Origin of the sequence: Legionella gresilensis (assembly GCF_900639865.1) — a bacterium.
Taxonomy (GTDB): Bacteria; Pseudomonadota; Gammaproteobacteria; order Legionellales; family Legionellaceae; genus Legionella_C; species Legionella_C gresilensis.
Window position 1 is genome coordinate 199785 of the sequence record NZ_CAAAHX010000003.1, and the last position, 19918, is coordinate 219702.

Consider the following 19918-nt stretch of genomic DNA (forward strand, 5'->3'; position numbering starts at 1 on the left):
ACTATGGATACCAGCTATAAACCGCAAGAAATTGAAGAACAGGCACAGCAATATTGGCATAAAAAACAGAGTTTTAGTGTCACTGAAGACTTAAATAAAGAAAAATTCTATTGCTTATCCATGTTTCCCTATCCGAGTGGCACACTTCATATGGGCCATGTTCGTAACTATACTTTGGGAGATGTTATTGCCCGATATCAACGCGCCTTAGGCAAAAATGTCCTTCAACCTATTGGCTGGGATGCATTTGGCCTCCCTGCTGAGAACGCAGCAATTAAACATGGTATTCATCCAGCTGAATGGACTAAAAAAAATATTTCTTCAATGAAGGAACAATTTTTAAAGCTAGGTAATGCTTACGATTGGAAAAGAGAATTAGCAACTTGTGATCCTGATTATTATCGTTGGGAACAGTGGTTTTTTATAAAATTATATGAAAAAGGATTAGTTTATAAAAAAAATGCTGTAGTGAATTGGGATCCTGTTGATCAAACAGTCCTGGCTAATGAACAAGTAGTTGACGGTCGTGGTTGGCGCTCAGGTGCTTTAGTTGAACGCCGAGAAATTCCTCAATGGTTTATCAAAATTACGGCTTATGCTGATGAATTATTGCGAGATTTAGACACATTAACTGAATGGCCAGCTCAAGTAAAACAAATGCAACGAAACTGGATTGGCCGCTCTGAAGGTTGCGAAATTCATTTTCAGGTCAACAATTATGCTAAACGTTTAAAAATCTATACAACAAGACCCGATACCCTGTTAGGCGCAACTTATTTAGCTATAGCCCCTGATCATCCACTTGCTAAAGAAGCAGCTCGTCAGTCAAAAGAAATTCAATCCTTCCTTGATAGTTGCCAATGTGGACGAGTTGCAGAAGCAGATCTCGCCACTATGGAAAAGCGTGGTATTGATACAAATTTCACTGCTCTTCATCCAATTACCAATGAAGAATTACCCATTTGGATAGCTAATTTTGTTTTAATGCAATATGGCTCTGGCGCCGTTATGGCTGTTCCAGCTCACGATCAACGTGATTTTGAATTTGCTGCTAAATATAATTTACCCGTTAAGCAGGTTATTACTCCCTTAAATAATGAAAAACATGATTTTTCTAAGTCAGCCTTTACTGGTGCAGGTAAACTTATTAATTCAGGACAATTTAATGAACTTGAGTCAAGTGAAGCAATCAAGGTTATTGCAAATTATTTAGAAGAACATGATTTAGGTCGATTAACCGTTAATTATCGCTTACGGGATTGGGGAATTTCACGTCAACGCTATTGGGGAACGCCTATTCCTATGATTCATTGCGAAGACTGTGGAATTGTTCCAGTGCCAGAAGAAGATTTGCCAGTTACCCTTCCTGATGATATTGAGTTAACAGGCAGTGGCTCTCCGTTAGCGAACTCCATGGCTTTTACCCATGTTCGCTGCCCCAAATGTGATCAAGACGCTACAAGGGAAACTGATACTTTTGATACTTTTATAGAGTCGTCTTGGTATTACGCTCGCTTTGCTTGTAAGGGGCAAGATAATGCTATGCTAGATGATCGTGCTAAATACTGGACGCCTGTTGATCAATATATTGGTGGTATTGAACACGCAGTGATGCATTTACTATATGCCCGGTTTTTCCACAAACTCATGCGTGATGAAGGCTTAGTAAATTCTGATGAACCATTTATACGTCTTTTAACCCAAGGCATGGTACTCAAAGATGGACATAAAATGTCTAAATCTTTAGGTAATGTTGTTGATCCAAATCATCTAATTGATACCTATGGTGCAGATACTGCTAGATTATTTGTTATGTTTGCCGCACCTCCAGAACAATCTTTAGAATGGTCTGATACAGCTGTCGAAGGCGCGCATCGCTTTTTAAAACGGGTATGGGCCTTTGGATATCAACACCGACAATTATTTATGGAAACCAATGATATTATTTATGGTGGCAATGGCCATATTGATTGGGATCATGCAGAAGGACGTTTAAAAAAATCATATCGTCATATCAATCAAATTCTAGCGCAAGCTAGTCACGATTATGAGCGTCAACAATTTAATACCGTTGTTTCTGGTTGCATGAAATTATTTAATGAATTATCTAATTACGCTATCGAAACAGATGACGATCGTTTTTTTCTAAATAATGCCATGAGTGTGCTTTTACGTCTTTTAGCACCTATTACTCCACACTTATGTCATCATCTCTGGATTAAATTAGGCTATGATAAAATTATTATTGACGCGCCCTGGCCCCGAGTAGATAAAAATGCTTTGAAGAGCGATGAAATTACTTTCGTTGTTCAAGTAAATGGAAAACTAAGAGCGCAATTTACAGTGGCTACCGAGACAGACGAAAGCCAATTAATTGAAATTGCCAAAGAACAATCACAAAGCTTTATAGTAGGAAAAACGATTATAAAAGCTATTGTTGTTACGCACCGTCAACTCATCAATTTGGTTGTTAAATAATGATTAAACGTTTAGTGTTATTTCTATCTGTCATTTTTATAGCTGGATGTGGCTTTAAACTACGTGGTTATGTTGAAATGCCATCTGCACTTAACAATGTTGCTATTCTTATTCGGGGCGCTCATCAAGATTTAGGGCCTATGCTTAAAGATAGCTTACAAGGCTACAAGATCCATGTCACAGATAACGCCAGCCAAGCCAGCTATTTATTAATTTTAGAGAGAGATGCAACACAACAACAAATTACAGGCGTTGGTGCAAGCACTACACCCAGGCAGTATCTATTGATTTATACAGCCCAGTATTCATTGCTTAAACCTAGCGGCGAAAAAGTTGTTACTTCACGTACTGTGACTGCAAGTCGTCAGTTGACTGTTAATAATAATCGTATCTTAGGCTCTGATTCGGAAGAAGCCATGCTTTATCATGAAATGCGCCAAGATGCTGTAAGGCAAATTATTTTTCAGCTAAGCCAGCTAAAAATTTAATTATTAATAGTATTATTAAATAAATATTGGCGAAACTAAAAATTAGTGAGATAAAAAGAACAAATGGATAAATTTCAGAAAGAATTTTAAACAATTTAAAGCGATTGATCTGCTTGTTTTTTGACTTCTATATTAAATGCTGTGTATTTTACGGAATAATGCTTGTTTGGCAACTAAGGGATTTTCTCCCTTTTAGGCCAAACTTACGGTAGTTTGTAATACATCAGTTGGATAACCTGAATTTGGGTGAAAAGTTAGATTTGAGACTAATTTGGGCTACAATAAAACTGAAAAAGCGCGGTATAGCCTTCTACATAAGTATTGAAGTATTATTTTAGCTCAAAATGCACCAAATTAAGTTTTTAGGCGCGGCGAGTCATCTATTAATGGCGTCAACTCAAGAACCACTCTGTCCTTCCCGCGCAGGCGGGAATCCATTTCTAGGTAGGCACAGTGCAAATGTTAAGATAGATTTCCGCCTACGCGGAAATGACAAAATCTTAAATTGACGGTGTTAGGTGATCTATTACATTAGTTTAGTAATGGGAAAAACATGTTTAGTAAGTACAATAGTCTAACTGTGCAATTACCAAAAAAATTACCGGCAATATTTTTTCTTCTTGGACAAGAACTTTTTCAAATCAATCAGCTTACCCAAGCAATTAAACAAGCTTGGCTTAAACAACACGATAATGAAATTGAAAACACAACAGTCTTTATTGAAAGCGCTACAGATTGGACAAATTTAGAAACTAAAGCTAACAGTTATGCTTTATTTACCAATACAACTTTAATTGACGTTCGTTATGATAAAAAGTTATTAGAGAGTGTTGGGAAAAGCTTTCTTAATAATTATTTAGAAAATCCCAATTCAAGCTGCTTACTAATATTTAAGGCGCCAAACCTACCGCCTAAGCAGCTACAATTTATCTTTAATCATGAACTGGTTTCAATTATTCAAGTAATAACGCCGAATACTACCCTTATTAAGAAGTGGTTGCATGAACACCTACAAAAATTTGGGCTATCAGACCCCCATATCGCAACCTTAATTTATCAATTTAATGAAGGCAATTTATTTGCCTGTGCGCAGTTTTTAGAAAAATTAGAATTAATACATGAGCCCCATCAATCTTTAACACTAGACGAAATAAAAGATCACTTACATAATCAAAGCAATTATTCTCTTTTTGAACTTGCTCAAACGTGCCTTGCAGGGGATGCCACAAAAGCGATACAAATCTTAAAACAAACCTACCATAATAAAACAGAGCCAACCTTAATTTTATGGCTACTAGCTCAAGAGATTCGTCTATTAATGAAACTTCATCATTTGACTCAAAATGGTGCATCCTTTCAAAATGCAGCAAATCAATTGAAAATCTGGTCAACTAAATTGAATCTTTATCAAGCAGCTTTAAAGCGTTATGATTTTAGTTTTTTAAGTAGCCTTTTACAGCATTGTAAACACATTGACATACAAATAAAAACAACACAAAGCAAGCAAGTATGGCAACTTTTAGAAGGTATTACTTTATCGTTATGCACAACTAAAAAGGTAGGTTTGCTTTGTCTAATTTAATTATTTTTGGCGGAACATTTGATCCTATCCATAATGGCCATATAAATACTGCGATCAATGTACAAAGTTTTTTTCATTTTGATCGTTTTATTTTTTTACCATGTAAGGTGCCAGTTTTAAAAAACAATGCTCAAGCTAGTACAACACAACGCTTAGAAATGCTAAAGCTCGCCATCAAGGAGTCAAATAAATCAGATTTAAATTTTGAAATTGATACAAGAGAAATAAATCGCGAAACACCTTCTTATATGGTAACTACTTTAGAAGATTATCGTTCTGAGTTAGGTAATACTATAGCCATTTCACTACTTATGGGAGTAGATGCTTTTGCAACGTTACCCCAATGGCATCAGTGGGAGCGACTCTTACAATTAGCTAATATTCTTGTTATTTCAAGGCCAGACTATCAATTGAAATCGCAACTTATACGTGATTTATTAAAAGAGCGAGAAACGCAGAAAGCAGAATATATGCAAAAAAGAGCCCATGGCTTAATTTATCAATTTAATGCAGGGTTATACAACCTATCTTCAACAACAGTTCGTGCGCAAATTAAAAATGATAATTTAATAACTGCTGATCTTCCTACATCGGTAATTCAATACATTAAAAAAAATCGAATTTATCAATAGATCTCTTTCCAATAAACTTCTAGCATTTAATTAATAATTTATAGTGGAATTAACAAAATGAATTTAGAAAAAATCGATGCTCAAGGGCGTTATTGTAATTATCCAGGTATTACCATTATTGCTAAAATAAATAAAAAAGATGAGACTTTCTGGCAAAAAGTTTACTAAATTATCTCTCAACCAATGTTAGCAAAACAATACTACACGCCACTTCCTTATCCAAGTTATCATATGACAACAATAAGGTTATTTAATCAGGCTGAATGTGGGCATGCTGATTGGCAGGCATTTTTAGTAAGTTATATACCTCTTTTTAAAAAGCTATTTAATTATTTGCAAGAAAATCAATTTTGCCTCCAAATCACTTTGAAAGAAGTAAGTATTTCTGAAACCTTTCATCTACGCGTTAGTATATCTCCCAACCAAGATGAGCTCATTACCAAAATGGCTGAACAATTCGATTTAATTAGCAATATACATAGGCCGTTTCATATCACTTTTGGTTACCTATATAAAGATATTCCTATAGTGCATAAACAAAATTTACTGCAGGAAATTAGTGAAAATTTAAATAAACTATTTATACATTCTGGAAAGATTTTTACACTAAACTCCCCTAGTCTATGTATCTATAAGGATATGACTAATTTTATAGGTTGGAATGGAGAAAGTTATCCTTTTTAAATTAGGAATTATAATATTTCTTTTTCAGTAAAAAATAATTCTGGATAGTAAAATCATTTTACTGCACAATATTGAGCTTAAGTCCCGGTGGCACAGCTGGATAGCGCAGCCCCCTCCTAAGGGGCAGGTCGGAGGTTCGAATCCTCTCCGGGACGCCAATATAATCAGGTTTATTCCGGGGACATGGGTAACACTTTAGGCCCAAAAGGGTTGGGTAAAGGTTACAAATTACATGTCTGTTCATCAAAATAACCTAAATCATACTGCATAAAGCTAACTAACCAAACATAATCTTCTACCTCCTTAATGCCAACATTTTGTCCTGCAAGTACACTTGTGAGGTTTACCTTTTTGCCTTTTAAGCAAAGCCTACCACATTGAGTGACAGTGATTGTTTTATCATGAAAAGGGTACTCTACTTCGGGTAAACCTTGATATGGCCTGGTTGAGGGCTCATACACTTCGGCTGGATACTTTATTTTAAGAGCTTGGTGAGGACGTTCATTATTATATTCATCTATGAAGCGGTCAAACTTCTCTTGCTGCTGAAGGAAATTGTCTCCTGTAGGGTTTAGTTGTTTCTTTTTTTAATGTTAAATGCATACGCTCATGACGACCGTTTTGCTGAGGGTTTCCAGGTTTTATCCTCTTCAATGCTAATACCTAATCGAAGCCACCAAACTGATAATTTACTCAAGCCAAATAAAGCATTAGGTGAAGAAAAAGGAATACCATTATCAGTACGAATACCATCAGGTAAACCAAACTCTTTAAAAACACGCTCAAAGACTGTAATAGCATAGTGTTCTTTAGTCGTTGCTAAACCTTCACAAGCGAGTAAATAACGACTACTAAAATCGGTAATGGTTAATGGATAACAATACTGTTTATTGCCTAATTGAAATTCGCCTTTATAATCTGCACACCATAGTTGATTAGGTTGCTTAGCATAAGACAAACTCGTCCCTTGTGCTTTATAGCGGCGCTTTTTCTGCTTGGCCACAAGGCCATATCTATCTAAGATAGTATGTATTGTACTGATTGCTGGTGGTCTAACATCAGGATATTGCCTTAGTATCTTCTCCCTTATCTTTGGCGCTCCCCAGCTAGGCTTTTCTTTTTTAACTTTCAGTATCTCTTTTTCAAGTTGAAAGGGTAATTGGTTAGCATAACGATGTGGTTTTCTGCTGCGATCACTTAGCCCTTCTAATCCACTATGTTTATAGCGCTCATATATCTTATACCCTGTCTTTCGGGAAATGCCGAACTCTTGGCATAAAGAAGATATTTGTTCACCATCTAATAATCTTGCTACAAATTTTATCTTTTCGTCCACTTTATTACACCCCTTCCAAGGCATTCCTTTCTCCTGAAATGCCTATGAGTGTAACATATGTCTCCGGAATATTTTGTTACCTATGTCTCGATAAGGACACCCTGAGCCACTTAACAATCCCAACTTACATTACATTCTCAGGATGCATATAAGGATGCAAATTGCTTAGAAAATTGTAGCCCTTTCTGAGTATATCTGAATCGTTTGACTATAATCAAAATATTGTCACTGGATAGTGAGATGAAAATGATTAGGGAACAAACAAAAGATATGAGAAAAAATGCTTATAAAAAATTCTTAGGTTTTTTTCCTTCGGGCTTTGCTGATCCTAAATATATCTCATGGGAAAGAGGTTATAAATGGAATGTACATCTACTTTGGCAAAAGTTATTAAATAAAAAACAATTTACACATTTACTAGAAAATAAAAAATATAAAGAGATTGCAGAAACCGCTTTATCAATAGAGGGTAAAACTCATTTGTTATTTTCTTTTGAAAAGATGGCTATACGCGATGCTTTGAAAACCCGCTCAGCGTCAAAACAATTCTCAGAAAGTTTATATAATTTAATATATGGCCATGGGAAGAAAAGTGAACGTTTTAATAATTTTGTCGAAACTCTCTCTTTATTACCAAGAAAACAAAGTCGGGTTTTAACTTGGCCTTTAGTGACAGTATTTAGTTTTATTGCAGATCCTAAACATTTTATATATTTGAAACCAATGGTAACAAGAGTTGCGGCGGAAAAATATGATTATGATTTTGAATATGTTTCTCATCCCACCTGGCATACCTATCAGAGTTTAATGAACTTTGCAAAACTATTGAAAAGTGATTTGAAAGCACTAAAACCTCGCGATTACATCGATATACAATCATTTATTTGGACTTTAGGCTCAGAAGAATATGCATGATTTAGAAGTTACATATTACATGTTGATGTGGCCAAAGATAAATTTGATGTATCTTTTGAGATTAAAGGACATTATAAACATTTTATTTTTTCAAAATTAGGGTCAGTTGACATTCTCCTTCCGCCTACGTGCCGCGGCTTGTGTCCGCGGCATCCAGGCGATCTAAGTCATTGGCAAATTTCTTCATACAGAGCACGCCATTCTCAATTAAATTTATTTTTCATTGTCTTGGCCAATTTTTAAAACGTTTTTCACGACGAGCTGCTTCAATATATAATTCGTGCATTTCATAATAGACAAGCATAGGTACGTTATACTTAGCAGTGAAGTAAGAATGACTTTATTTTTGTGCTCCAACGTTCGTTTAATAATGTCAGGCGTAGAACCTAAATAAAGCGTACCATTACGCTTACTTGCAAGAGTATAAACATAAGATGGATGCATCATACTTCCCTGAATGTTGGGCAAACATCCAGATAATACCCCAAGAAGTGCTACATAGGTAGCCATAAAAATGCACAGGGCATAGCCACAACAGAGGCATAATTTCGCTTTAATTTATCAAACCTTGTGGAAATTGCACGAAAATGTTTTATTCTAGCGAATAAATTTTCAACTAAATGCCTAATTTATAAAAACACCAATCCACATCTGTATTGCCAATTTTAGAATTATACTTTCTTGGAATAACTGGAATGGATGATTTTTTGCGAATAGTTCCTCTTACCTCCACACTGTCATAGCCTTTATCAACAATAGTATTAATCAATAAATTAATAAAAATCGACTATATTTAGCAAATTTAGTACTCTTAATTATCAAAAGTCACTCTAACAAATATATAATTTGACAAATAGAATAATTTTATGACATTATGTAAAAATTAGTGCAATCACGTTCTTAAATAATTTTTTATTTAACAGAAATGTAACTGTGATTGATAGTAAAAATAAAATTAATCCTATACACAATAATTCATCTTAAAATAATTAAGGTAGTTACCTATGTTTCAATATAAATGTAAATCATTATCTCGAGTTCAGTCATTTATTGAAGATGATCATGGCAGCACTTATATTCCAATTGCCAAGCCTTCAGCTGGCTTCAGCGCTGATAATAGATTTTTTGGAAGGGAGAAAGAAAAATTTTTTCTTGTTAAACGTCCAAAATATTTCGATAAGTTCGGTGAATTTAATCAAGAACAAATTAAGCATATTAATACAGCACAGGAAGCAAGCTATAGACTTGAATGTGAAAGATGGAATTTAGTTTACCCTAATAATAAAGCATACTTATTTACAGAGGACGAGTTGCGATTAGTTTTACCTTGCTTACCTGGCGAAAATTTAAGTGAATGTTTAAGTGATAATCAGCTCATTCGCTGTAAGCAGCTACTCAGTGTCGCTTATGCCATTCAAAAATTTCATAAACTAGGTTTCACTTATACTGATTTTAACCTTGATAACATTTTAATTGAGGAAAATTCGGAGGGAGATTTTAAAGCTTATTTGATTGATTTTAATGACCTGGATACAATTAAAGATCATATGGGTGCTAAACAAGAACTTTTCATAATTAGCCAACTAGTTCCTGACGCAGATTGGCATTTAAAACTAGATTCATCTGAGAAGCTCATTGACTATTTGCTTGACAAAATAAAGCAATTAGAAAGCTCTTTTCAACAAAAATGTAATGTATAGAAAGTAAAAAATGCTAGGATTCAGGTTGATTTAGTGCGTTATCGACTTTTATGTGTTTTAATAATAAGCAATAATGTAGAAATTTATAATTTTTACGCAGCAAATAATTTAGGCTAAATAACTACTTCCTCTGAGATATCACTATCTAAAGCAGCTAACTCCAAACCGGCAATTTCTTGCAAGGATTTACCAGCAATACCCTGCAAATCGCCATACATACCAACAGTTGCTTGCATAACACGTTCAATTTGTTCATGACGCTTAGCCCATTGTTTAAGGATAACTTTACGTTCTTTGTCCAAATCTGATTGCATGGCAGAAAAAGCCTCTACAATGGCTTCAACACGTTGCTTAAAACGAGGGCCTGTTAAATATTGATAAACAAGTTCTGTTTTCGTTTGCTGACCTTCAGACGTTTTACGTACCAGGGCAATGTCTAACAATGTTTGCCTTAAAACCATGGCAACCGGAAATGCAGCTCGTGGATGCGTTACCCAAACCCCTTCAATCTGTTCAAAAGTTTCAACATGTAAAGGTAAAGCTTGACTGACTATGACGCAAATATCAGCTTTAGCTGCTCGCTGATCATCACGCAATTTGGCTAGCCAATGATCATTCCAATGCTTGGTTCGTTTTGACTCCCATAAAATTGTACCGCAACATGGGCCACCTAAAGCAAAGACACGCTGCAAAATATCGCCCCCAAACTCACCTTTGGGCACTGGCTCAACAATATCAGTAGGAAACTTTGCTTGCAGCATCCTTTCTAAGAGTAATTCTTGTACTTCCCCTTGTAGTTGTTGCGAGCCTTGTTCTGCTTTTTGTTTTAACTGCTCAATCTGCTTTTGCATCGCTTGAATAGTTTCTTCCTTTTCTTGCACCTTAAGCTGGAGTGCGTCTTCGGCTTCGCGCTTCGCTTTTACTCGGATTTCCGCTAAGCCTTCCTGAATACTTCTTTCGATGGTTAAATCCATTTCGCGTTTAGCATCTTCCAATTCTCGCTGTTGTCTGAGTAATTCTGCTTGTTTTTTTTGTGCAGTAGCTAGTTTTTCATCACGTATTGCTAAAATAGCTTTTAATTCGTCTAATTCCTTAGCTTTGTTTTCTAATTCATTTCCTAAAGCATATTTTGCTTTTTTAGCTTCTTCAGCAGCAATATTTAAGCGCTCTTTTTGCAATTGCTCTTGAACTTGAACTTCTATTTGTTCATTTAATTTTTTTTGAGCCTCTTTTAATTCTGCCTCTCTTTTTTTATAGAATTCTTCTTTTGTGGCAATTTCTAAATCTTTTTCGGCGAGCTCTGATTGATATTGTTTCTTGATTGACTCCACTAAAGGTGCTGCTAAAGACTCCGTCAGCTTGACTTCACTTTTGCAACTTGGGCAATTAATTACCGGCTCTGCCATGAACACTCGCTGCTATTTAAAAGTTGTTTATACTAGCTTAAATTTTTTTAGACTTTAAGACTTGAGTATTGAAATTAATTAATTAATTAATTTCAATTGCTTATTAATTTGAAATAAATTCAACCTGTTCTAAAGCAATTTCACCTATACCGGCAACACTTAACTTAACTTCACCGACTTTTGAATCTAGATTAACACCATTTACATTAGCAATAATCAGTGTTTTAAGGGCAATTTTCTTATTGGCAATGGAGCCAATCACATGGATGGAATATTTACCTGCCGGGATACGTAAACCCTGATGATCTAATAAATCCCATTCAAACTCTAAGAAACCTGCTGGTTGTTCACTTAGCAAAAGTTTACGTATTAATCTGTCAGTGCAATCATAAATATAAACGATAGTCTTATTCATTTTGGTAATTACTTCAACGAGTATACGGCAAGAATCTTCTTTATCGATTAATAAATAATTAGAAGCAATAATTACTTTACGCCCTACTAAAGCTGAGGCTTGCAAAATTTGATTTGACTGAAAAGTAGAAGTTAATCGCTTGCTAAAATCTGGAATGATGTAATTAAGATGGTACCAGGTTAATAAAGCCCAAGTCTTATCAATATAAGGCAGAAAAGCTGTGTCATTTTCATTAGAAGACGTTGACGTGTCTAATTGATTTAAATCGTCATATTTATAGGAATAACCATCTAAATCAAACACGAGGTGCTCTCCAATGGTCACTTTGGATTTATAGATGCAATCGCTATGCCAGCTATATTTTTTATTAAATGCGCTATTTCTCGTATTCAACAACCCTTAATTAAGTAAAAAGGGTTAGAGAAAAATGCCATTCCACTTAAATAGCCTAATTTCTTCAGACAAAATATAGTATTATTAGCTAATTATCTCTCTTAAGAGCCTTTGTGTGAGTAATTTACTTTTACCTGATAATGCTATTGACTTAATTAAAGACTATTTACTTAAACTACAACTAACGCTTTGCTCAACATTAAGCGGATTAGATGGTAAAAAGTTCCAGGAAGATATCTGGACTAGAGAACTGGGTGGAGGAGGAATTAGCCGTATTTTAGAAAAAGGGAATTTATTTGCTAAAGCGGGTGTTAATTTTTCCCATGTTTTAGGCCAGCAATTGCCACCTAGTGCCAGTGCATCGCGTCCCGAACTTGCTGGTCGTTCTTTTAATGCTTTGGGGGTCTCTGTCGTAGTACATCCAGAAAACCCTTATGTGCCTACTACTCATGCCAATATTCGTTTTTTTGCTGCAGAAAGAGCTGACTTACCGCCTATTTGGTGGTTTGGGGGTGGTTTTGATTTAACGCCCTATTATGGATTTTATGAAGACTGTCGCCACTGGCATTCAATTGCCAGACAAGCATGCTTACCATTTGGTGAGCATCTTCATCCAACTTTTAAAAAATGGTGTGATGAGTATTTCTTTTTAAAGCATCGCCAAGAGGCCCGTGGAATTGGCGGCTTGTTTTTTGATGACTTTAACGAGGTTAATTTCGAACACAGTTTTGCTTTTATGCAAAGTATTGGTGATCATTTTATGCAAGCTTATGAACCTATAGTAAGGAAACGGAAAGATTTACCTTATGGTGAAAAAGAAAAAGCGTTCCAATTATATCGTCGTGGGCGCTATGTTGAATTTAATCTAATTTATGACCGTGGTACTTTGTTTGGTTTACAATCAGGGGGACGAACAGAATCCATCTTGATGTCTCTCCCACCTGAAGTAAACTGGATTTATAATTGGCAGCCCGAGAAAGGAAGCCCAGAAGCAAAGCTTTATACAGATTTTTTACCAGCTAAAGACTGGTTAAATGATTAACTTTATAAAGTCGATTTAATACAATAGCAACAATAATATTAGCTAATGCAATAGCTAAAAAGACATCCTTAATCAGAAACTTAAGTTTGAGCATGAGCATCACCATGAAACCACCTAAAACCATTGCCAATGCATTATAAATATTATTTGCTGCAATCGTTTGTGCCCGTTGGCTTTCCGCACTTATCACTTGTAAATACGTATATAAGGGTACGACAAATAACCCTCCGCAAAATGAAAAAAGGAAAAAATCAATAGTAATTCGCCAATACTTTAAAACTATAAGAAACTGCAATAAATTAATTAAAGGCACGCTGGGTTTTGTAGAAGGAGATGCTAGATACAAATCTAGGGCAAAAATTGATAAAAACAACATCGCAACAGGCACATATCGTAGTGTAATCTGGCCTGCCAAAAATTTGATAATAGATAAGGATCCTGCTGCAATACCAATCGAAAATATTCCTAAGAACATGGCAAATACTGTGGTATCAGCACGCAAAATATAATGAGTGTAATCGGGTAGTTTGGTTAATACAACAGCACCTATAAACCAAAACCAGGAAATTAATAATATTACAGGGTAGATACGTTTATTATTTATCACCTTTTTAAGCATCTTAATTGTTGAATGCCAAATATTTAAGTCAATTTTCGTTAAATTTAACTGAGCAGGTGGAGCCGGAAGAATAAAAAAACTAGCTATAAGACCGCTTAGGGAAGCTAAATTAATTAATAAAATAGCATATGTCACATGGTTCTTATTTCCTATAGATAAAGTACCTAAAATAGTACCGGTAAGAATAGCTAAAAAAGTACTCGCTTCAATAAAACCTGTTGCACTTAATAATTGCGATCTTGGCAGATGATTAGGCAATATCGCATATTTAATGGGACCAAAAAACGTAGAGTGAATACCAAGTCCAGCTAAGGTAAGTAACATAAAAGGAATACTACCTTTTGTTAGAGCAATACTTCCCATCCCCATTAACATAACCTCGATAAATTTAATTACCCGAGTCAAAAATGCTTTGTCATAGGTATCTGCTAATTGACCAGCAATAGCTGAAAATAAAAAGAAAGGTAAAGTAAATAAAATAGCTGCAATTGATTGATAATGCTCAGAATTAGCTTGTGAGGTACTCAAATGGTAACTAATCAATGTTAGCATTGCTAATTTGAAAGCATTATCATTAAATGCTCCGAAAAATTGAGTGAGGAATAAAGGTAAAAAAGATCTACTACTTAATAAATGCATTGGTCTATTATTTTAATTTTTAAGTTAATTTGTCGATAATACATTTAACTATTAGCTCATATAATATGAGAGTTAAATCGAAGGGCTCGTTCACTTAAGGAGGCAATGAGTTTTTCAATATTATGTTGGTGGGGTTCCATTTGATTAATTATTGCCTCGACTCTTTGTTTACAATATTCTTTTACTTCCTTATCTGGCAATATATAAAAAGTATTTTTTTCTAATTCATAAATAATATATTGGGCAACATCCTCTGCAGGCCTGCTTCGCTCAATTAAATCTTTTAGCATTTCATGAAGCTTATTATCATTTAGAGGCGTTGAATTAACTAATAATTGCGTGTTGGTAAAGGACGGGCAAACGACAGAAACATCCACAGGTTTATTTAAACGTTTTAAATCAAAATAAAGAGACTCAGAAAGAGCAAGTAATGCATGCTTTGACATGGCATAGGCTGCCATTTGCGAACCACTACACAACCCATAAAAACTAGACATATTAATAATATGAGAGCGATGGTTTTGATTAAACATCATCGGTAGAAAAGCTTGTATAGAATAGATAATGCCATAAAGATTAACATCCATTACTTTGCGAATATGCTCATTCGTAAGCTCCCATACAGGCTCAAGATGACCACAAATTCCAGCATTATTAAATAACCAATCTACTCGATCAAATCGCTCAAGAGTTTGCTTCGCTAAATGCTTAAGATTTTCAGGCTTTGTTACATCACAAGTTACACCAAAAATTTCTGTTTCAGCCTGAACACTTAACTGCTCAACACGATCACATAAAGTCGATATGTCATTATCAGCCATGACTACATTCATACCTCTTTGCAGGCAAAGTTGAGTTAATGCCAAACCAATCCCATTCGCTGCGCCAGTTATAACAGCTACACGTCTAGCAGTTTTCATAAATGCTGCTCCTACTGGTGATTGCTAAGGTTGAATATAACATGACTAGAGCTCTTAAATTTTGAAAATAACTTAGCTGTTTGTATATTATCCTGTATACCCAATACAAAACCAAGTAATTTATAAAAAACAGGTAGACCAGCTTAAGCCAGCTGGCTTACTGTAATGGATATGCCTTGTTATTTTTGGCAAATATTTATCTATTCATGCTTCATTAGCAATAATTTATCAAATAGAAAGCCTAATAATCTAATTGAATAATCTAGATTATTTAAATTAAATAAAGGCAATAATATTTAATAGCTCTAATTATTCATGAATAACAGTAACATCTTGCGCTTTATATCCTTTTGGTCCTTTATCAACGATATAAGATACAAGATCGTTTTCATGTAGCGTCTTAAAGCCCGTGCCATTAATATCTTTGTAATGAATAAAGATATCATCACCATTCTGATTGACAATAAATCCAAATCCCTTTTTTTCATTGAACCATTTAACATGGCCAGTCTCTCTTTGCGACATTCGCTATCCCCTTTCGTCTGAAGCTTGTAATCGAAAATCTAACCACTAAGTATTTAACAGCTAAATTTAAACTACTCCTTTATTATTAGCTCTAATTAGGAGAAAATTCAATTTTAAATAAATACCTATCAATGCTAAAAATTACTAGCATTAAGATTAGCATAGCACTTTTTTGTTGATTGTTAATATTTTTTATAACTTAGGAGAACTTTTATTTTGATTAATCAAGTACAAACGTCTCAAAATTATACGAAAGAGGCCTTTATTGAACTTGCCTTAAGCTGTAACGTATTGAAATTTGGTAGTTTTACCTTAAAATCTGGCCGCCAAAGTCCCTATTTTTTTAATGCTGGTTTATTTTATCATGGGCAGTATTTAAAACAACTTGGTCAATTTTATGCAAAAACACTGGTTGATCATAATATAAATTGCGCACATTTATTTGGACCGGCATATAAAGGCTTACCATTAGCAACTGCAACTAGTATTGCTTTAGCAGATTATGGTATCAATGCCACTGTAACCTTTAATCGCAAAGAAGCAAAAGCACATGGTGAAGGTGGCATACTCATTGGTGCGCCGTTAGTTGGCGACACAATTATTATTGACGATGTCATTACGGCAGGAACTGCTTTTCGAGAAGCTCAAACTTTAATTGAAGAAAATGGCGGCTCCTTAACAACTGTCATTATTGCGCTTGATCGCTGTGAACGCGGTCTAACGGAACAATCAGCAATAAGTGAAATACGAAAACAAGGCATTCAAGTTTTATCAATTATTGATATACATGATTTGATAGCGTATTTAAAGAACAAGCAATTAAATGAAGAATTAAAACAGCTTCAGCATTACCAACAGCTATATGGTGCCTAAATAATATTAACATCATTTGTCTTCTTTGCGTGGCATTGCTACGTGGTAAATATAACATAAGTGGCCTGGGTGAAACGAAGTGAAACCCGGGTTCCAGCCTAAAGGCTACTTAACCTAAGCGAAGTGCAGCCCAACAAATTATGAATAAGCTACATGCCTTATGACTAAGACTATTAGGCTGCACTTCGTTTAGCACAACCTACATATGCTGGATAAAAGAAGCTTAATAACTAGCAATATCAATTGTCTTTAATTTATGATTGATATGCTTTCCGGCTCGTTGAACCGTTATTGTAATCTCTTCACCTACTTTAATATCGGTAAGTAAATTATAAAAAGTATCATAATTAGGAATAGGATGACCATTAACTGCGGTGATGATATCACCCAAGTGAATTCTGCCATCAACATCTCGGAAAGTACCACGTAATTTAGCTGCAGCGGCAGGTGAATGTGGTAAAATATCTAACACTAAAATGCCTTTTTTAATACCAAAGCGCTTTGCAATACTAGGCTCGACGCGACGAATACCAATACCTGCTAAAACTACTCGTCCATGTTTTATTAATTGAGGAACAATACGCTCCACGTCATCAGAGGGAACTGCAAAGCCAATACCTGCTGATGCACCTGAATTAGAGTAGATAGCTGTATTAAGCCCGATTAAGCGGCCTTTACTATCAAGCAGTGGCCCACCTGAATTGCCAGGATTAATAGAGGCATCTGTTTGAATCATTTCACGAATAGTAACGCCCCCCACGCCTGGGACTTGGCGGCCTAAAGCAGAAATAACACCAATAGTTAAACTATGATCCAACCCAAAAGGATTACCTATAGCTATTACTTTTTGGCCCACTAACAAATCACGGCTGTGAATAATTTCAAATGGAGTCACATTTTTTAATAAATTTAATACCTTTGCTGAAGTTATTGAAAGTACAGCAAGATCTTTACGCGGCTCAGCACCTATTACTTTAGCAGGAACAGTAACATTCCCAATGGTAACAGCAAGGTCATCAGCACCTTTAATTACATGATAATTAGTAACAATATGCCCCTGATTATCCCATATAATACCTGAACCAGCACCAGCAGGAACATGCATTTTGGTATAGGCACGTTGCACTGTCGCTAATCTATGAACTGAAACTACTTTTGAAGAAAATTTTTGAAAAATTTCTATGGTATTTTTTTCATAATTTAAAAGGTCATCTTGGGTGCTTGCTATTGAAATGCTAGCAAAAAAACTCATAAAAAAAATGACTAAAATAGCCCAAAAATTTTTTCTCATCTTCAACTCCATAATATGGCGGCTCAATATTTTATTTAAAAATCCCACTTAACAATAGATGGTTCATATATGTTAAAAAGAAGTTAAAACTGCTGCAATACCCTTTAAAGTTTTTGATTTTATTATTGAAGTTTGAGCTTGCATTAATTAACTATAAATAATGTTTATTGAGATAAAGAAGAGAGATTATGCACGAATTTTTTGTAAATTGATAGAAAAAAATTCACGATTAACATAAATTAACCGTGAATTCATAAAAATTTACATATTAAATGAGAAATTAGCTGCATAACCTAGTGGAATTTTATCATTTTCTTGTTTATTTTTTCTATCAAAACCAGGGTTACCAACTTCATCTTGACCATTAATTAAGGCTTCTAAAGCTGCAATATTTTGCCTTTTTAATAGTTCTTGTTTTGCTACATTTGACGAAGCATTTTTAGTTAAACGAAAGGTTTTAGATAAAAATTCAATAGGCGCCGTAATTAAGGATTTAAAGGTTTGTGTTGTTGAATCAATAAGTGTTTTAGTGACATTTTCAGAATTATCATTATGGCGCAGAAAAATTTTTTCCAGCAAAGCAGAATGTTGTTGATAAACAGCGTCCATATGCTCATTACGCTTTTTTTCTTGTTCAAGGATATAATCTTGTAATTCTTTATTAGAATTCCATAAATTAGACCGGCGCTGTTGTAATTGCTTTATTTCTGTATCATAGGTTTTAAGTTGATTATCGATTTCCTGCCTTAATTTATCGCAAACCTCTTTACGATCAAGCGAACTATTACCAGCAACAATTGCGTTTGACTCTTTAACAATTGCTTGAGCATATCGCTCAATAAGCTCTGATTTTTTCTTTAAGATTTCCTCAATTTTTTGATCAAGATATTGCACTGCTTCCTTATTTTCGCCTAAAACTTGATAATAAGCATTATAACGCTTGTAACTTAACATTTCGTGGCGTAATTTCTCTAATTCGATCGTTTCTTGCGTTAATGCTTTAGCTTGTGCAAGATCATTTAACCGCTTATCCCGGCTTGCTAATAGACGGTGGATAAAAGCTGTAATAGTACTGACTACCCCAAAAACTGCCGCACAGATGACTGCTATAGCTATTGGCCCCATAGCCAACCTCCTTAATGCAGATGTATTAATTGAGAGTGAATATCGATAGAAAAATAACGACTGAAAGCTTCGTAAGAATCAACCTTTGGCCACTGATCTGCTTCATCACACATTCTAAGCATTTCAGCTTCAAAGATCTGAGGATAATATACCTGAAGAAATGGTTTTATTTCTGATAAATCTTTAAAATTTTTAACAACGACTGTAGCATTTTCTGCTAAGTTAGAAACAGTTGCTTTTTCTAAAATACTCGTTAAATCTCGTTGCTCTTCTACGGCTGTTCTCATCCACTTTAATAGAACAGAACGAGGTTTAACGCGTATTAACTGTTCACCTTGAGACATGGATTTTTCCATCAAAACAATATGTGAGTGCAACTCAAATTTGAAACAACAGAGGAAATCTAAAAAACTACTCTCAATCTCATTATGTGCAGTGTCGCCTAGCCAGCGGCTAATTTCATGATGAAACATACATTTAAAATGACGTTCTATTTCATTTAATGTTTCTTCATCACTGTTTTGTTTTTTAATAACATAAGCGGTGTTATCAACACTTAACAAATGCGGATCAGGTAATTCAATATCGGGTAATTGTGAAGCTAGAAATGATGAAAATACATAGGTAGGCTTGAGAATAATAACTTCCCACTCACTTAATTGCATGACGTTCTCCTTGATTTTTATTTGACTCATCCTGAGTACATCTAAAAAACTAAATCCTACGTCTACAAATTTTTATAACCTTCTATATAGAAGAATTTAAGATTAAACTTAGCTTACGTTAATAGCAATAGGGTTTGGTAAATTTTTTTAAAATTTTTTAATTAATTTACATAATTTGTTAAATTTTGAT

Annotated in this window: 20 protein-coding genes, 1 tRNA gene and 3 pseudogenes; 10 read left to right on the plus strand and 14 right to left on the minus strand. The window is 34.7% G+C overall.

Features of this window, described 5'->3' with window-relative positions:
• The first annotated feature begins 3 nt into the window (after positions 1–3).
• From leuS to E1P04_RS04555, 6 genes are all read left to right on the plus strand, one after another.
• Positions 4–2478 (plus strand): leucine--tRNA ligase, encoded by a 2475-nt coding sequence (leuS, locus tag E1P04_RS04530; protein WP_131781737.1) that lies wholly within the window; start codon positions 4–6, stop codon positions 2476–2478.
• Entirely contained in the window at positions 2478–2966 is a 489-nt protein-coding gene (locus E1P04_RS04535) for an LPS-assembly lipoprotein LptE (protein WP_131781738.1), read from the plus strand. Before leuS ends, E1P04_RS04535 begins: the two co-directional genes overlap by 1 nt.
• A 553-nt stretch (positions 2967–3519) precedes the next feature.
• Positions 3520–4548 carry a DNA polymerase III subunit delta gene (holA, locus tag E1P04_RS04540; RefSeq protein WP_131781739.1) on the plus strand — a complete coding sequence of 343 codons (1029 nt, stop codon included), beginning with the start codon at positions 3520–3522 and terminating at the stop codon, positions 4546–4548.
• On the plus strand, positions 4536–5180 hold the full coding sequence (gene nadD, locus E1P04_RS04545) for a nicotinate-nucleotide adenylyltransferase (protein ID WP_131781740.1): 645 nt from the start codon (positions 4536–4538) through the stop codon (positions 5178–5180). The genes holA and nadD overlap by 13 nt, the downstream gene beginning before the upstream one ends.
• A 183-nt stretch (positions 5181–5363) precedes the next feature.
• The gene (locus E1P04_RS04550) at positions 5364–5864 is read left to right on the plus strand and encodes a hypothetical protein (protein WP_131781741.1); all 501 of its coding nucleotides are present in this window, start codon (positions 5364–5366) and stop codon (positions 5862–5864) included.
• A gap of 81 nt (positions 5865–5945) precedes the next feature.
• Positions 5946–6022: transfer RNA gene (locus tag E1P04_RS04555), tRNA-Arg, on the plus strand.
• 63 nt (positions 6023–6085) lie between these two features.
• Here the strand turns inward: E1P04_RS04555 and E1P04_RS17990 are convergent.
• The 4 genes and pseudogenes from E1P04_RS17990 to E1P04_RS04560 form a co-directional block, all read right to left on the minus strand.
• The gene (locus E1P04_RS17990) at positions 6086–6325 is read right to left on the minus strand and encodes a hypothetical protein (RefSeq protein ID WP_242604381.1); all 240 of its coding nucleotides are present in this window, start codon (positions 6323–6325) and stop codon (positions 6086–6088) included.
• 21 nt (positions 6326–6346) lie between these two features.
• Positions 6347–6400 (minus strand): annotated as a pseudogene (locus E1P04_RS18515) (hypothetical protein); the annotation flags it as partial.
• Complete coding sequence (locus tag E1P04_RS18355) at positions 6393–6467, minus strand: hypothetical protein (protein WP_427853176.1); 75 nt, start codon at positions 6465–6467, stop codon at positions 6393–6395. The gene E1P04_RS18355 and the pseudogene E1P04_RS18515, both read right to left, overlap by 8 nt.
• Positions 6468–6471: 4 nt before the next feature.
• Entirely contained in the window at positions 6472–7224 is a 753-nt protein-coding gene (locus E1P04_RS04560) for a helix-turn-helix domain-containing protein (protein WP_242604383.1), read from the minus strand.
• Between the two features lie 222 nt (positions 7225–7446).
• Here E1P04_RS04560 and E1P04_RS04565 point away from each other — a divergent pair, with 222 nt between their 5' ends.
• Positions 7447–8115: a hypothetical protein gene (locus E1P04_RS04565; protein WP_131781742.1), complete on the plus strand. Its 669-nt coding sequence runs from the start codon at positions 7447–7449 to the stop codon at positions 8113–8115.
• A 223-nt stretch (positions 8116–8338) separates the two neighbouring features.
• On the opposite strand, the pseudogene E1P04_RS18000 reads toward E1P04_RS04565, so the two are convergent.
• Together E1P04_RS18000 and E1P04_RS04575 are read right to left on the minus strand one after the other, a co-directional pair.
• A pseudogene (locus tag E1P04_RS18000) lies at positions 8339–8559 on the minus strand (GIY-YIG nuclease family protein); the annotation flags it as partial.
• Between the two features lie 50 nt (positions 8560–8609).
• Positions 8610–8875, minus strand: a pseudogene (locus E1P04_RS04575) (transposase); the annotation flags it as partial.
• A gap of 244 nt (positions 8876–9119) precedes the next feature.
• On the opposite strand from E1P04_RS04575, the gene E1P04_RS04580 reads away from it, so the two are divergent.
• Complete coding sequence (locus E1P04_RS04580; protein ID WP_131781743.1) at positions 9120–9815, plus strand: lipopolysaccharide kinase InaA family protein; 696 nt, start codon at positions 9120–9122, stop codon at positions 9813–9815.
• Positions 9816–9928: 113 nt separating this feature from the next.
• Here the strand turns inward: E1P04_RS04580 and E1P04_RS04585 are convergent, their stop codons facing one another.
• Together E1P04_RS04585 and E1P04_RS04590 are read right to left on the minus strand one after the other, a co-directional pair.
• Entirely contained in the window at positions 9929–11221 is a 1293-nt protein-coding gene (locus E1P04_RS04585) for a DUF2130 domain-containing protein (protein ID WP_131781744.1), read from the minus strand.
• 103 nt (positions 11222–11324) lie between these two features.
• Entirely contained in the window at positions 11325–11939 is a 615-nt protein-coding gene (locus E1P04_RS04590) for an FLgD tudor-like domain-containing protein (RefSeq protein WP_165482674.1), read from the minus strand.
• A 205-nt stretch (positions 11940–12144) separates the two neighbouring features.
• On the opposite strand from E1P04_RS04590, the gene hemF reads away from it, so the two are divergent.
• Positions 12145–13071, plus strand: a complete 927-nt coding sequence (gene hemF / locus E1P04_RS04595) for an oxygen-dependent coproporphyrinogen oxidase (protein ID WP_242604384.1) — start codon at positions 12145–12147, stop codon at positions 13069–13071.
• On the opposite strand, the gene E1P04_RS04600 is transcribed toward hemF, so the two are convergent.
• From E1P04_RS04600 to E1P04_RS04610, 3 genes are all read right to left on the minus strand, one after another.
• Positions 13049–14329 (minus strand): MFS transporter, encoded by a 1281-nt coding sequence (locus E1P04_RS04600; RefSeq protein WP_131781747.1) that lies wholly within the window; start codon positions 14327–14329, stop codon positions 13049–13051. The genes hemF and E1P04_RS04600 overlap by 23 nt on opposite strands.
• 56 nt (positions 14330–14385) lie before the next feature.
• The gene (locus tag E1P04_RS04605; protein WP_131781748.1) at positions 14386–15249 is read right to left on the minus strand and encodes an SDR family NAD(P)-dependent oxidoreductase; all 864 of its coding nucleotides are present in this window, start codon (positions 15247–15249) and stop codon (positions 14386–14388) included.
• Positions 15250–15558: 309 nt separating this feature from the next.
• Positions 15559–15774, minus strand: a complete 216-nt coding sequence (locus tag E1P04_RS04610; RefSeq protein ID WP_115330898.1) for a cold-shock protein — start codon at positions 15772–15774, stop codon at positions 15559–15561.
• Between the two features lie 219 nt (positions 15775–15993).
• Between E1P04_RS04610 and pyrE the strand changes: the two genes are divergently transcribed.
• On the plus strand, positions 15994–16647 hold the full coding sequence (gene pyrE, locus E1P04_RS04615; RefSeq protein WP_131781886.1) for an orotate phosphoribosyltransferase: 654 nt from the start codon (positions 15994–15996) through the stop codon (positions 16645–16647).
• Between the two features lie 223 nt (positions 16648–16870).
• Here the strand turns inward: pyrE and E1P04_RS04620 are convergent, their stop codons facing one another.
• From E1P04_RS04620 to E1P04_RS04630, 3 genes are all read right to left on the minus strand, one after another.
• On the minus strand, positions 16871–17938 hold the full coding sequence (locus E1P04_RS04620) for a S1C family serine protease (protein WP_427853175.1): 1068 nt from the start codon (positions 17936–17938) through the stop codon (positions 16871–16873).
• 261 nt (positions 17939–18199) lie between these two features.
• Complete coding sequence (locus tag E1P04_RS04625) at positions 18200–19063, minus strand: hypothetical protein (RefSeq protein WP_131781750.1); 864 nt, start codon at positions 19061–19063, stop codon at positions 18200–18202.
• A gap of 11 nt (positions 19064–19074) precedes the next feature.
• Entirely contained in the window at positions 19075–19728 is a 654-nt protein-coding gene (locus tag E1P04_RS04630) for a hypothetical protein (RefSeq protein WP_131781751.1), read from the minus strand.
• Between the last annotated feature and the right edge of the window lie 190 nt (positions 19729–19918).

Bases quoted from the DNA above. Each gene is read 5' to 3' on its own strand.
- leuS (WP_131781737.1), top strand. From the start codon at position 4: ATGGATACCAGCTATAAACCGCAAGAAATTGAAGAACAGGCACAGCAA.
- E1P04_RS04535 (WP_131781738.1), top strand. From the start codon at position 2,478: ATGATTAAACGTTTAGTGTTATTTCTATCTGTCATTTTTATAGCTGGA.
- holA (WP_131781739.1), top strand. From the start codon at position 3,520: ATGTTTAGTAAGTACAATAGTCTAACTGTGCAATTACCAAAAAAATTA.
- E1P04_RS04550 (WP_131781741.1), top strand. From the start codon at position 5,364: ATGTTAGCAAAACAATACTACACGCCACTTCCTTATCCAAGTTATCAT.
- E1P04_RS04560 (WP_242604383.1), bottom strand. From the start codon at position 7,224: ATGCCTTGGAAGGGGTGTAATAAAGTGGACGAAAAGATAAAATTTGTA.
- E1P04_RS04565 (WP_131781742.1), top strand. From the start codon at position 7,447: ATGATTAGGGAACAAACAAAAGATATGAGAAAAAATGCTTATAAAAAA.
- E1P04_RS04580 (WP_131781743.1), top strand. From the start codon at position 9,120: ATGTTTCAATATAAATGTAAATCATTATCTCGAGTTCAGTCATTTATT.
- E1P04_RS04585 (WP_131781744.1), bottom strand. From the start codon at position 11,221: ATGGCAGAGCCGGTAATTAATTGCCCAAGTTGCAAAAGTGAAGTCAAG.
- E1P04_RS04600 (WP_131781747.1), bottom strand. From the start codon at position 14,329: ATGCATTTATTAAGTAGTAGATCTTTTTTACCTTTATTCCTCACTCAA.
- E1P04_RS04605 (WP_131781748.1), bottom strand. From the start codon at position 15,249: ATGAAAACTGCTAGACGTGTAGCTGTTATAACTGGCGCAGCGAATGGG.
- E1P04_RS04610 (WP_115330898.1), bottom strand. From the start codon at position 15,774: ATGTCGCAAAGAGAGACTGGCCATGTTAAATGGTTCAATGAAAAAAAG.
- E1P04_RS04620 (WP_427853175.1), bottom strand. From the start codon at position 17,938: ATGAGAAAAAATTTTTGGGCTATTTTAGTCATTTTTTTTATGAGTTTT.
- E1P04_RS04625 (WP_131781750.1), bottom strand. From the start codon at position 19,063: ATGGGGCCAATAGCTATAGCAGTCATCTGTGCGGCAGTTTTTGGGGTA.
- E1P04_RS04630 (WP_131781751.1), bottom strand. From the start codon at position 19,728: ATGCAATTAAGTGAGTGGGAAGTTATTATTCTCAAGCCTACCTATGTA.